Here is an 11985-nt window from a genome sequence, read left to right on the forward strand (position 1 = left end):
CCGCCGGGGCCCGGCGGGCAGCCACGCCCGCAGCGGCGGCGCGGGACGCTGCTGTGCTGGCGGTCTGCCTGAGCGACGACGCGGCGGTGGCGGCGGTGCTGCTGGGTGAGGGGGGTGGCGACAGCGCCGTCGCTGCCGTGGCCGGTCTGGCGCCGGGCGCCCTGGTGGTGGATTTCTCCACCATCTCGCCGGCGTCCTCCCGTGCCATGGCTGCCGCTTTGGCCGAGCGCGGCGTGGCCTATCTCGATGCACCGGTAACCGGTGGTACCGAGGGGGCCCGGGCGGGCACCCTCTCGGTGCTGGTGGGGGGTGGGGCCGCCGACCTGGAGCGGGCCCGTCCCGTGCTCGAGGCGGTGGGCCGAACCATCACCCACCTCGGCCCGGTGGGGGCCGGCCAGGAGGCCAAGGCCGTCAACCAGGTGCTGGTGGCGGGCTGCTACGCGGCGGTGGCGGAGGCCCTGGCCCTGGGGCAGCGTCTGGGTCTGCCGATGGAGGTGGTCCGTCAGGCGCTGCTGGGTGGGGCCGCAGGCTCCTGGGCCCTGGAGCACCGTGGCGGTTCGATGCTGCGGGGCGAGTTCCCGCTTGGCTTCCGGGTGCTTCTGCACCGCAAGGATCTGGCGATCGCCCTGGAGGCCGCCGCCGCCGGTGGCCTGGAGCTGCCGGTGGCGCGCCAGGTGGCGGCGATGGAGGACGACCTGATCGCGGCCGGCCATGGCGACGAGGACGTGTCGGCCCTGGCCCGCTGGTTCAGCGCCGACTCCCGCTGAGCGCGGCTCCCTCCTTACCTTGGACGCGCTCCTGAGCTGGTGGCCGCAAGGTCTTGGCGTGAATGGCTGAAGCTCCCCAGGCCGCCGCGATCGAACTGCGGGGGCTGCGCAAACGGTTTCAGGAAGGCGACACCGAGCGCACGGTGCTTGAGGCCGTCGACCTGGTCATCGACCCGGGCCAGTTCGTTGTTTTGCTGGGCCAGAGCGGCAGCGGCAAGAGCACCCTGCTGCATCTGATCGGCGGCATCGACTCCCCCTCCTCCGGCAGCGTCTGCATCGGCGGGGTGGACCTCACGGCCCTCGACGAGCGGCGCCGCACGCTCTTCCGCCGCGATCGCATCGGCTTCATCTTCCAGTTCTTCAACCTCATCCCCACCCTCTCGGTGCTGGAGAACGTCACCCTGCCCAGCGAGCTGGCGGGCCTGCCCCGCCCGGCCCTGGAGACGGCGGCGCTCGATCTGCTCGGCCAGGTGGGGCTGGCGGAGCGGGCCTCGACGATGCCTGACCGGCTGTCCGGAGGCCAGCAGCAGCGCGTGGCCATCGCCCGCGCCCTGCTGCACCAGCCCCTGCTGATCCTGGCCGACGAGCCCACCGGCAACCTCGATGAACACACCGGCGATCAGGTGCTGCGGCTGTTGATCGCCCTCACCCGCCAGCAGGGCCGCACCCTGATCATGGCCACCCACAACGCCGCCATCGCTGCGCAGGCGGACCGCGTGCTGCGGGTGCAGGAGGGCCATCTGATCGAGACCGGCGCAGCGGCTGCGCCGGTGACGGCGTGAGCGAAGCGAGTCCCCTGCCCGTGGTTCGCAATGGCCCCCTCTGGCGTCTGGCGGCCCGCCGTTGGCGACGGCGTCCCTTGCAGTACCTGCTCTGCATCCTGGGCATCGCCCTGGGGGTGGCGATGCTGGTGTCGATCGATCTGGCCAGTGGCTCGGCCCAGCGGGCCTTCTCCCTCTCCACCGACGCGATCACCGGCCGCACCACCCATCGGCTGGTGGCGATCGGCCCCGGTGGCGTCCCCGACACCACCTTCGTCGAGCTGCGCCACCGCTTCCCGGAGATTCCCGCGGCCCCGGTGATCGAGGCCTATGGCCGGGCCGAGGAACTGGACGGTGAACTGCTGCGGCTGGTGGGCGTCGATCTGTTCAGCGAAGCGCCCTTCCGCGGCCTGCTGGGGGGCGAAGGCGGTGGCGAAAGAGGCGGTGGCAAGGGCTTCGTGCCCTTCCTCACCGAACCCGGCACGGCCGTGATTGCCACCGAGACCGCCGCGCGCTTCGGCCTCCATCCCGGCGCCGCCGACGGCTCCGGCACGTTGCATCTCGATCTGGCCGGGCGCACGTCGGAGTTGCGGTTAGTGGGCAGTGTCAGCAGTGATGGGGCCCTTGAGCGCCGCGGCCTGGAGACGCTGCTGCTGGTCGACATCGCCACCGCCCAGGACCTGCTCGATCCCACCGGCGCTGCTGCGGTGCCAGCGGTGGGTCACATCGATCTGATCCTGGAGGGCCCCACCCAGGAGGCGGCCCTCAGCGAATGGCTGCCCCGGGGTCTGAAGCTGGAAACGGCGGCAGCCCGCGGCAACGCCGTGCAGCAGATGACGGCCGCCTTTGAGCTCAACCTCACCGCCATGAGCCTGCTGGCGATGGTGGTGGGCATCTTTCTCATCTACAACACGGTCACCTTCAGCGTTGTGCAGCGCCGCGGGTTGTTCGGGGTGCTGCGCTGCCTGGGGGTGACCCGGGGCCAGCTGTTTGCCCTGATCCTGGGCGAGGCGGCCCTGTTCAGCCTGGTGGGGTCCCTGCTGGGCCTGGCCCTGGGGGTGCTGCTGGGGCGCACCGTCGTGGGCCTGATCACCCAGACGATCAACGACTTCTACTTCGTGGTCTCGGTGCGCCAGATCAGCCTGTCGGGGTTCACCCTGGCCAAAGGGATGCTGGTGGGGGTGGCTTCGGCCCTGGTGGCCTCAGCCCTGCCCGCCTGGGAGGCGATGGCCACTCCGCCGCAGATGACCCTGCAGCGCTCCAACCTGGAGTCTGGCTGGCAGCGACTGCTGCCCTGGTTCCTGCTGGCGGCCCTCCTCTGCGGCAGCCTCGGGGTGTTGTTGCTCCGCTGGAACAGCCATGGACTGGTGTCCGCCTTCGCCGGGCTGTTTGCGCTGCTGATGGGTGCCGCCCTGCTGATGCCGCCGGTGCTGGTCGCCGCGATGCAGGGCCTGGGCTGGGCCAGCCGGGGCCTGCCGGTGGTGGCCCGCCTCGCCCCCCGCGACATCCTGCGCTCCCTCAGCCGCACCGCGGTGGCCGTGGCGGCCCTGATGGTCGCGGTGTCCGTGATTGTGGGCCTCTCGATCATGATCGGCTCCTTCCGCGGCACGGTGGTCACCTGGCTCGACCAGACCCTCCAGGCCGATCTGTTCGTCTCCCCCCCCAGCACCACGGCCAACCGGGTGCTGGGCAAGGTGGATCCCGCCATCATCCAGGCCATCGCCGAGCGCCCCGACCTGCGGGCCATGGTCACCTACAACAACTTCGATGTGCACCTGGTCGACCAGGACCGGGACATCACCTTGATCGCCGCCGGCGGCGATGTTTCCGCCGGCCGTCGCCCCTACGCCTGGATCCGCCCGGGCCTCGATGACCCCTTCGCCGCCCTGGAGGCCCGCCAGGGAGTCATCCTCTCCGAGGCCGTTTACCTGCGCGATGGCCAGAGCGCCATCCCCGAGCAGATCAGGCTCGAAACCCCTGATGGCGAAAGGAGCTTCCCGGTGATCGCCGTGTTTTACGACTACTCCTCCGACCGCGGCAGCGTGCTGATGGACCGCTCCCAGGTGGCGGAGCTCTGGCACGACGACAGCGTCGCCTCCCTAGGACTGTTCCTGGCCCCCGGCGCCGATGCTGATGCGGTGGCTGCCGAGCTGCGGCAGGGCTTCGGCTCCCGCCAGACCCTGCTGGTGCAGACCAATGGCTCCCTGCGCCAGGGCTCGCTGGAGATCTTCGATCGCACCTTCGCCATCACCGGCGCCCTGCAGCTGCTCACGGTGGTGGTGGCCTTCATCGGCATCTTCAGCACCCTGATGAGCCTGCAGCTGGAGCGGGGCCGGGAGTTCGCCGTGCTGCGGGCCACCGGCATGACACCCCGCCAGCTGGGGCGCCTCACCTTGCTGGAGACCGGCCTGATGGGTTTGCTGGCCGGGGCCTGCTCCATGCCCCTCGGCTTCGTGCTGGCCTGGGTGCTGGTGCATGTGATCAACGTGCGCTCCTTTGGCTGGACCCTCCAGATCGCCCTGGAGCCGCGCTTTTTTATCCAGTCGCTGCTGATCGCCGTGGGGGCCGCCGTGCTGGCGGGCCTCTACCCGGCCCTGCGGCTCGGCCGGATGAACATCAGTGAGGCGTTGCGGCAGGAATGAATCACCGCCATCCCCTGCGCTCCCTGCTGACCCTGGTGGCCGTGCTGCTGCTGAACCTGGCCGGCCCCGCCCCTGCCGGGGCCAGCAGCAGCATCCAATGGGGGGAGACGCCGGAGCCCCAGGGCTTCGCCCGGGCCACCACCCCCCGCCAGTGGCGCTTCCCCGCCGATTTCGGCGCCCATCCCGACCACCAGACCGAGTGGTGGTACTACACGGGCAACCTGGAAACCGCTGAAGGTCGGCCCTTCGGTTATCAATTCACGATCTTCCGCCAGGCCCTGGCGCCCGAGTTGCCCCCGGCGCAGGCTTCTGGGGCCGGCGGGTCGGCCTGGCGCACCCCCCAGGTGTATTCCGCCCATTTCACGGTCAGCGACATCGCCACCGAGACCTTCCTGCAGGAAGAGCGCTTCGCCCGCGGCACCCTGGGCCTGGCCGGGGCCGAGGCCGATCCCTACGCGGTCTGGCTCAATGACTGGCGCATCAGCGCCGAGGGTCCCGATCGGGTGCGGCTGCGGGCCGCCACCGGTGCCATGGCCATCGATCTGACGCTCCGCCAGAGCCGGCCCCCCGTGCTCCAGGGCCAGGGGGGCCTCAGCCGCAAGGGGCCCGAAGCGGGCAACGCCTCGCACTATTACTCTCTCGTGCAGCAGCCCACCGAGGGCACGATCACGGTGGCGGGCCGCGACCATGCCGTCCACGGTGTCAGCTGGAAGGACCATGAGTTCTCCACCAGCGTCCTCAGCCCGGGCACCGTCGGTTGGGACTGGTTCTCCGCCCAGTTCGAGGACGGCTCCGCCCTGATGCTTTACGGCCTGCGCCAGGAGGATGGCGGCAAGGAACCCTTCAGCGGTGGCCGCTGGATCCATGGCGATGAGGAGGTGGAGCTGGGTGCCGAGGACTACGACCTCACGGTCACGGCCACCTGGCGCAGTCCCCACAGCGGCGCCCGCTACCCCGCCGCCTGGACACTCACCATTCCACGACTGGACCTGGAGCTGGCGATCACCCCACAGATGGCCGATCAGGAGCTGAGCACCGCCTCGGCCACCTACTGGGAGGGGGCCCTGCGCTACGGGGGCCATCGGGGCGAGCAGCCGCTGCGGGGCCGGGGCTACGGCGAACTCACGGGCTATGCCGACCGCCTCGACAGCCTGCGGGGTGGGTGATCGGCGAAGATGGATGGACCAGGAGTGCAGGGCCATGGCAGCAACGGACCACCCCGAGACCCCGTCTCCCCTGCCGGATGCCCCGGGCGAGTCCCCTGAGCATCCCCATAACTTCGAGGCCCAGAAGGAGATTCATCGCCGCATCCGCAACGATCCGGACTATGACGACTGGGAGTACGGCACCGAACCCCTGCCCCACGAGGCCTGGGTCGAGAAACAGGCCCAGGCCTCAGCCGAACGCCCTGCGGGGGCCTAGGTCCCGCACCAGCAGCAGGCCCCCCAGGCAGACCAGGGCCATCAGCAGCCACAGGCCGGCGCCATGGCCCTGGCCGTCCAGCAGCCGCCCGGCGAGCAGCGGGGCCCCGAAGCCGCTGATGGCAAAGCACTGGGACAGCAGGGCCATCGCCAGGCCCTGGTGCTCAAGCGGGCAGCGTTCCACCACCGCCTCGGTGGCGGTGGGCAGGAAGGCGGTCACACCGAGGGCCAGCGGCAGCTGGGCCAGTAACAGCAGAGCCAGGCCCCGTTCGCTGAAGGCCGAAGCCGCCAGCAGCAGGTTGCCGGTCGCGAAGCAGAGCAGGCTGAGGTTCAGACCCGTCGTCACCGGCCGCCGGGCCAGGGCCTGACCCACCGGCCACTGGAGCAGCAGCACCAGACCCAGCTGCAGGCCGATCGTGAGGGCACCGAGGCTCACCGGCAGGGCACGCCGCAACAGGCTGCCCCGCACCAGCTCCAGTGGCAGAGCGCTCTGCATCAGGGCCGGCATCGCCGTGGCCAGCACCGCAATGGCCAACAGCGGTGCCAGGTCAGGGATCCACTGGCCCCAGGGGCTGGGGTGGGCGAGGGCCTCCCTGGGTCTGGGATCCGGCAGGCCCTGGCGCAGCAGCACCAGCAGCAACACGATCATGCAGCCGATGTCCACGGCATAGATGCCCCTCAACCATCCCCGCCAGGCGAGCACGGCCCCCACCAGGGCCCCTGTGGCGATGCCGAGGGCATCGGCGCTGCGGGTCAGGGCGAAGGCCCGCCCCGAGCTCACCGGTGCGCAGCTGAGCGGCACCGCCAACTCCACCGCGGGCCAGTAGAACCCCATCGCCATGCCGAGCAGCACCTGCCCCTGCAGGTAGCCGCCGAAGGAGCCGGTGCCCATCAACCTGGCGTCGGCGGCGATGGCCATCAGGGCCGCCAGCAGCACCGGCACCGAACAGTTCAGGCCGCGATCCAGCAGCACCCCACTCAGAATTCGGCCCAGGGTCCCCGCCACCGCCGCCAGGGCCAGCCCCTCAGTGACGCGGCCAGCGCTGAACTGGGCCTGGTGGAACACCATCGGCGTCAGATAAAGCACGCCACCGGCCCCCAGCATGGCGATCGTGCGAATCAGGGCGACTTCGCGCAGGGCTGCTGGAAACTGGGTGAACCAGGACCGCGCCCTGGCCCATCCCTGTGCCTGTTTCACGTCGCCTTCGCCAACTCAAGGGCCTGCTGGCCAGTCTGCTGATCGCGGTGCCGGGCCTGGCAACGCCGGCCGCTGCCGCCGAAGTGCTGGAGCTCCGTTTCGATGGCCTGGAGCTGCCGGTGAGCCTGGAGCAGCTTCATGGCTGGTCCCAGAGCCCGAGTGGGCGTCCAGGCTCCGGCGGGGATCTGGCGGTCTGGCTGGATCTGCTCGATCCCCGCAGTCGCCAGGATCTGAAGATCCTGCTGCGCGCCCCCCTGCTGCGGGACACCAGCTTCGGCCAGCAGCTGCTGGACAGCTGGGCGGGCAGCCAGATGCTGGCCCGCCTGGGCGACCTGCTGACCACCCCCGACGGCCGCAGTTCCACGGCGGTGCTGCAGACCACCTTGCGGCGTCTGCTGGAAACGCGTCAGGACGTCTCCACCATCGGCCTGTTGCGGGCCCTGCCGGTGCAGCGGCTGAGCCTCCAGCTCGACGGCCTCTACGACCTGGCCCTGCAGTGGCGCCAGCAGATCGACCTGCAGCGCCAGGCCCTGCGGCGCCTCCAGGCCCTGGCGCTGCCGGAGCGCCGCACCGTCCCCTTCGCCTTCGGCGAAAGCACCTCCCTGAGGCCGCGCCGGCAGGGGCTGGCGGTGGCGCACCGCCCCCAGCCCCTGCCCCTGGAGATCTGGCCGGCGTCGGCCCCGGCGGGTCAGCGGGGGAGTGTGGCTCAGGACCGGCCCTGGCTGTTGATGATGCCCGGGCTGGGGGGCAATGCCGACCAGTTCGGCTGGCTGGCCGGTGAGCTGGCCGAACGGGGCTGGCCGGTGGTGGTGGTGCAGCACCCTGGCAGTGATGGCCCCGCCCTCAAGGCCGCGCTTGACGGCCAGCGCCCCCCACCGGGAGCCGAGACCCTGGCCATCCGGCTGGCCGACATCAACGCGGTGCTGGCGGCCCAGCGCCGGGGTGAGCTGCCTGTGCAGGGCCAGGGGGTGGTGCTCGTCGGGCATTCCATGGGGGGACTCTCCGCCCTGCTGGCGGCCGGGGTGGCGCCGGAACCCGGCCTCAAAGAGCGCTGCCGCAAGGCCCTCGATCGGCTGCCGATCGCCAACCCTTCCCGACTGCTGCAGTGCCAGCTTCCCAGCACCCCGCTGCCGGAGCGCCCCACCCCCCCCGCCGACCTGCGGGGGCTGGTGCTGCTCAACGGCTTCGGCAGCCTGCTCTGGCCCCGTCGGGGTCTGGCCTCGCTCAGGGTGCCGGTGCTGATGGTGGGGGGAAGCCTCGATCTGGTCACGCCGCCGCTGGAAGAGCAGCTGCGCCTGTTTCTGCAAGGGAAGGATCCCCGCAGTCGTCTGGTGATGGTGGAAGGCGGCAGCCACTTCTCCCCCGTGCGGCTGATGCCCACCGATGAGGTGCTCTTCCGGCTCGATGCGGAGCTGGTGGGGGTGGATCCGGCCAGGGTGCAGTCGGCGTTGTTGCGCCTCACCACCGAGTACCTCCACACCCTGGAGCAGCCCCTGCTGCTGCCCGCCCAGCGACGTGTGCATCAGGGGGTCACCCTCGACGTGCTTGACGCCTCCGCCGCCAGGCGCTGGAGAGCGGGCCTGGAGCCCTGAACTCAGAAGCGGATGCGTGGGTCCAGCAGGGCCACCACCAGGTCGACTAGCACGGACACCAGCACCACCAGGGCCGCCACAACAACGACGATGCCCTGCACCAGGGGGTAATCGCGCTGGGCGATGGCTTCCTGCAGGCGGAAGGCGATGCCGGGCCAGGAGTAGGTGACCTCGATCAGCAGGGCGCCGCCGATCAGGGAGGCCACCGTGATGCCGGTGATCGTGAGCACCGGCAGCAGGGCGTTGGGCAGGGCATGGTGCAGCACGACGCGCCGTTCGCTCAGGCCCCGGCTGCGGGCGGCCTCCACGTAGTCGGAACCGAGGGCTCGGCGCAGGTTGAGCCGCAGGGCATTGGTGAAAATGCCGCTGAGCAGCAGGCCCAGGGTGGCCGCCGGCAGCACGAGGTGGCGCAGGCTGCCACCCAGCTGCTGCCAATCGCCGGCCCTGAGGCTGTCGAGCAGGTAGAAGCCGGTGCCCTGCGGCGGCATCAGGGTGGCGGGGAAGCGCCCACCCACCGGCAGCCAGCCCAGCCAGACGGCGAACACCAGCTGGACCACCATGGCGGCCCAGAAGGGGGGCAGGGCGTAGGTGCCGATGCCGTAGAGCCGGCCGGCCAGATCGAGGCGACCCTCGGGGCGGGCGATGCCGCTGAAGCCCACCGTCAGACCCACGATGGCGGCCAGCAACAGCGCCACCACCCCCAGCTCCAGGCTCGCCGGCAGGCTGGCCTGGATCAGGCGGGTCACCGGCTCGCCGTTGGTGAGCGACTGGCCCAGATCGCCCTGCAGCAGGTGGCCGAGGAAGCGGCCGTACTGCTCGGCCAGGGGGCGATCCAGGCCGAGCTGGGCCCGCAGGGCGGCGCGGGCCGCCTCCGGAGCCCGGGTGCCCAGCAGGGCATCGATCGGATCGCCGGGGGCCACCCGCAGCAACAGGAACACCAGCGAGGCGATCAGCCAGAGCATGACGGGCGCCAGGGCCAGGCGGGAGGCCAGGTAACGCGCCAGGTCGGAACGACGGCTCATGGCAGCCGGGCTCCGGCAGCGGCGGGCAGACGGCGCAGTTCGCCCAGCAGCACCCGGCCGGATCCGTCGAAACGGGGCTGGCTGACGCCCAGACCGCCCCACGCCGTCGGAGCACTGAGCCAGACCGGCAGGTAGGGGCTGGCGGCGGCGACGCGGCGCTGGATGGCCACCAGCAGGGCGACCCGTTCGGGGCCGTCCAGCTGGCTGCTGCGCTGCAGTTCCGCCTCCAGCCCCGGCGCCGTCCAGAAGCTGCCGCCCAGCACGCTGTTGCCCTTCAGGCATCGCTCCCCCTCGGCCTTGCTGCAGGACAGCAGCGGCATCAGAAAGTTCTCCGCATCCGGGTAGTCGCCGATCCAGTCGTAGAAGAGCATCGTCAGGGCGCCTTTGTCGAGCTGGGAGTAGGCGGTGGTGGCCTCCATACCGTTCACCTCCAGGGTCACGCAATCGCCCAGGTCACGGCGCAGCTGGGCCTGCCAGGTGAGGGCAAACAGACGGTCGGTGGGGATGTCGGAGCGATAGGTGAGCGGCAGGGTGAGCACCCGGCCTCGGCAATAGCCCGCCTGGCGGTAGAGGGCTCGGGCCCCGGCGGGGTCGTAGGCCGGCCAGGCGGTGGGGTCGGAGCCCGGCAGGCTCGGTGGGAGGAGCTGCCGCTGGGGGGAGCGCAGCCCCAGGGTCACCCGCCGGACGATGGTGGCCCGATCCAGGCTGTGGGCCACGGCCTGCCGCAGGACGGTCCGGTTGAGCGGTGGCTGGTCGCTCAGCAGCGACACAAGGGTGATCTCCTGGGACGGACCGATGGCCTCCCGCAGGCGGCCGGCGGCGGCGTCCCGGTGCAGGGCCTGCTGATGGTCGATCTCCAGACCGCTGTTGAGCAGCAGGTCGACCTCGCCGCTGCGCAGGGCCCCGAACAGGGCGGTGGAGTTGCTCAGGGTCACCAGGTCAATGCCCGCGTTGGCCGGCCGCTTCCCCCAATACCGGGGCCAGGGCGTCAGGCGCTGCTGCTGGCCGCCGAAGAAGGCCAGTGCATAGGGGCCGGTGCCCACGAAGCGGTCGTTCAGGGGTTTGTCGCGATGCCGCTGGTAGGCGGTGGGGGAGACCGGGGTCAGGAAGATGGCACTGAGCAGCCGCGGTAAGGGGGTGAAGGGGCGCTTCAGCAGCAGTTCGATCTCGTAGGGAGCGATGACCCGCACGCTCTCGACCCGTTCGCCCAGCTGGTAGCCGAGGGTGCCGATCGCCTTGAAGCGGTTCAGGGAGAACGCCATGGCGGCGGCATCGAAGCGGGTGCCGTCGTGGAAGAGCACCCCCCGCCGCAGGGGGATCCGGGCCCGCAGCCCGTCGTCACTCAGCCGTGGCAGGGCGGTGGCCAGCCGCGGCTCGAGGCGGCCGTTGCTGTCGATGGCATAGAGGGGGTCGCCGAGGCCGCTGAGCACCTGCATCACGCCGATGCGGGAGGCCTGGACCGGATCGAGGGAATCGATGCGGCTCTTGGTGGCCACGATCAGGGACTGGCTGGACCGCGTCGGCTGACAGGCCGCCAGCAGAGGCAGGGCCAGCAGCAGGGTGGCGAAGCTGGCCACCATCGCGCCTGGCCGGCGTGCTGTTCTCCCCCTGGTCGTCGGCAAGACCTTGCGATCCGGTGGGACCCATTCAAGCGGCCTGCCTGCGGGGGGCTCGCGGTTGATGGTCAGGGGGCGCGTCGGTTGGTCTTCGGGCGTCGCCTGAGCAGGATCTCCATCTGCCTGCTCAGCTGCTGGAGCAGGGTGAGGGACGCACCCGGTCGCTGGGCGCCGGAGGCGAAGGCCGCGGCGAATCCCAGCGAGGCGATGCTGACCCTGGCCACCCCTTGCCCGAGGGCCCAGACGTCGGTGGGGGCGGGACCGCCGATCCGGCTGATGGCGCGCGTTTCCGTCCGCTGGAGTTCATCGAGCAGGCTGCGCTTCAGCTCGCCCAGGGGCAGGGTGAGCGCTGCTGCGGGGAGCTGGGGGCGGGGACCCTGCAGCCGGGAGAAACGGGCCTGCAGGTCTGCGGGGCTGGTGGCCGCTTCGATGGCCTGGCGGATCTTCGTCACCCGCTCGCCGAGCACGTTGCGCTGGATCGCCTGACTGCCTTGCGCCTGGGAAAGGACACGCCAGGTGGCGAAACCCTGCAGGGGCACCAGCAGCAGGAAGGCGAACACCACGACGATGGCCCACTGGCGGGCGGTGGCCAGCTGCGCCCGCAGGAAGCCGTTGGTGGGCTCGATGTAGAGCCCCAGGTGCAGCAGCAGAAACCCCAGCAGGGCCAGCAGCGAGGTGTTGACCATGCGGTTGGTGAACCGCAGCTGCCAGGCGGGATTGAGCAGTTGGAGGGGCAGGGAATCGACCAGAACGAAGGCCAGAAACACGAGCAGCAGCCCTCCGCCGCTCCAGGCGAATAGGCGGCCGAAGCTGGCGATGTGGTCCTCGCGACTGGCGGAGTAGTCAGGCATCCGTGGTCGGTACGGGGAAGGGTGGTGAGAGCGGCCCAGCGGCCCAGACCTTAGGGGGGCTGACCGGCGGCGTCAGCGGAACCGTGCGGAACGGCACCAGGGCCACCTTTCAGTG

Annotated in this window: 10 protein-coding genes; 6 read left to right on the top strand and 4 right to left on the bottom strand. The window is 71.0% G+C overall.

The annotated features are described in order from the left end of the window. The 5 genes from KQ305_RS06365 to KQ305_RS06385 all read left to right on the top strand — a co-directional run. The coding region (locus KQ305_RS06365; protein WP_259724583.1) for an NAD(P)-dependent oxidoreductase at nt 1-767 on the top strand (767 nt) is incomplete at its 5' end. A 62-nt stretch (nt 768-829) separates the two neighbouring features. Further along, nucleotides 830-1549, top strand: a complete 720-nt coding sequence (locus tag KQ305_RS06370; RefSeq protein ID WP_259724584.1) for an ABC transporter ATP-binding protein — start codon at nt 830-832, stop codon at nt 1547-1549. After that, complete coding sequence (locus KQ305_RS06375; RefSeq protein WP_259724585.1) at nt 1546-4170, top strand: ABC transporter permease; 2625 nt, start codon at nt 1546-1548, stop codon at nt 4168-4170. Before KQ305_RS06370 ends, KQ305_RS06375 begins: the two co-directional genes overlap by 4 nt. After that, entirely contained in the window at nt 4167-5336 is a 1170-nt protein-coding gene (locus KQ305_RS06380) for a lipocalin-like domain-containing protein (RefSeq protein WP_259724586.1), read from the top strand. Before KQ305_RS06375 ends, KQ305_RS06380 begins: the two co-directional genes overlap by 4 nt. A gap of 34 nt (nt 5337-5370) precedes the next feature. After that, a complete protein-coding gene (locus tag KQ305_RS06385) occupies nt 5371-5592 on the top strand; it encodes a hypothetical protein (RefSeq protein WP_259724587.1) in 222 nt (73 codons plus the stop codon). Here KQ305_RS06385 and KQ305_RS06390 read toward each other — a convergent pair. Next, a complete protein-coding gene (locus KQ305_RS06390) occupies nt 5566-6789 on the bottom strand; it encodes an MFS transporter (RefSeq protein ID WP_311134326.1) in 1224 nt (407 codons plus the stop codon). The genes KQ305_RS06385 and KQ305_RS06390 overlap by 27 nt on opposite strands. Between KQ305_RS06390 and KQ305_RS06395 the strand changes: the two genes are divergently transcribed. Beyond that, nucleotides 6777-8381 (top strand): alpha/beta hydrolase, encoded by a 1605-nt coding sequence (locus KQ305_RS06395; protein WP_259724588.1) that lies wholly within the window; start codon nt 6777-6779, stop codon nt 8379-8381. The two genes, KQ305_RS06390 and KQ305_RS06395, sit on opposite strands and share 13 nt — an antisense overlap. A 2-nt stretch (nt 8382-8383) precedes the next feature. On the opposite strand, the gene KQ305_RS06400 is transcribed toward KQ305_RS06395, so the two are convergent. From KQ305_RS06400 to KQ305_RS06410, 3 genes are all read right to left on the bottom strand, one after another. Further along, nucleotides 8384-9403: an ABC transporter permease gene (locus tag KQ305_RS06400; protein ID WP_259724589.1), complete on the bottom strand. Its 1020-nt coding sequence runs from the start codon at nt 9401-9403 to the stop codon at nt 8384-8386. Continuing rightward, nucleotides 9400-10983 carry an ABC transporter substrate-binding protein gene (locus KQ305_RS06405; protein ID WP_259724590.1) on the bottom strand — a complete coding sequence of 528 codons (1584 nt, stop codon included), beginning with the start codon at nt 10981-10983 and terminating at the stop codon, nt 9400-9402. The genes KQ305_RS06400 and KQ305_RS06405 overlap by 4 nt, the downstream gene beginning before the upstream one ends. A 104-nt stretch (nt 10984-11087) precedes the next feature. Next, the gene (locus tag KQ305_RS06410; protein WP_259724591.1) at nt 11088-11870 is read right to left on the bottom strand and encodes a hypothetical protein; all 783 of its coding nucleotides are present in this window, start codon (nt 11868-11870) and stop codon (nt 11088-11090) included. Nucleotides 11871-11985 lie beyond the last annotated feature (115 nt).

This window comes from Synechococcus sp. CS-1332, assembly GCF_025127995.1.
GTDB lineage: Bacteria > Cyanobacteriota > Cyanobacteriia > PCC-6307 > Cyanobiaceae > Cyanobium.

Coding starts and splice junctions, on each gene's coding strand:
- KQ305_RS06405 (WP_259724590.1), bottom strand. CDS start 10,983: ATGGTGGCCAGCTTCGCCACCCTGCTGCTGGCCCTGCCTCTGCTGGCG.
- KQ305_RS06400 (WP_259724589.1), bottom strand. CDS start 9,403: ATGAGCCGTCGTTCCGACCTGGCGCGTTACCTGGCCTCCCGCCTGGCC.
- KQ305_RS06380 (WP_259724586.1), top strand. CDS start 4,167: ATGAATCACCGCCATCCCCTGCGCTCCCTGCTGACCCTGGTGGCCGTG.
- KQ305_RS06370 (WP_259724584.1), top strand. CDS start 830: ATGGCTGAAGCTCCCCAGGCCGCCGCGATCGAACTGCGGGGGCTGCGC.
- KQ305_RS06410 (WP_259724591.1), bottom strand. CDS start 11,870: ATGCCTGACTACTCCGCCAGTCGCGAGGACCACATCGCCAGCTTCGGC.
- KQ305_RS06385 (WP_259724587.1), top strand. CDS start 5,371: ATGGCAGCAACGGACCACCCCGAGACCCCGTCTCCCCTGCCGGATGCC.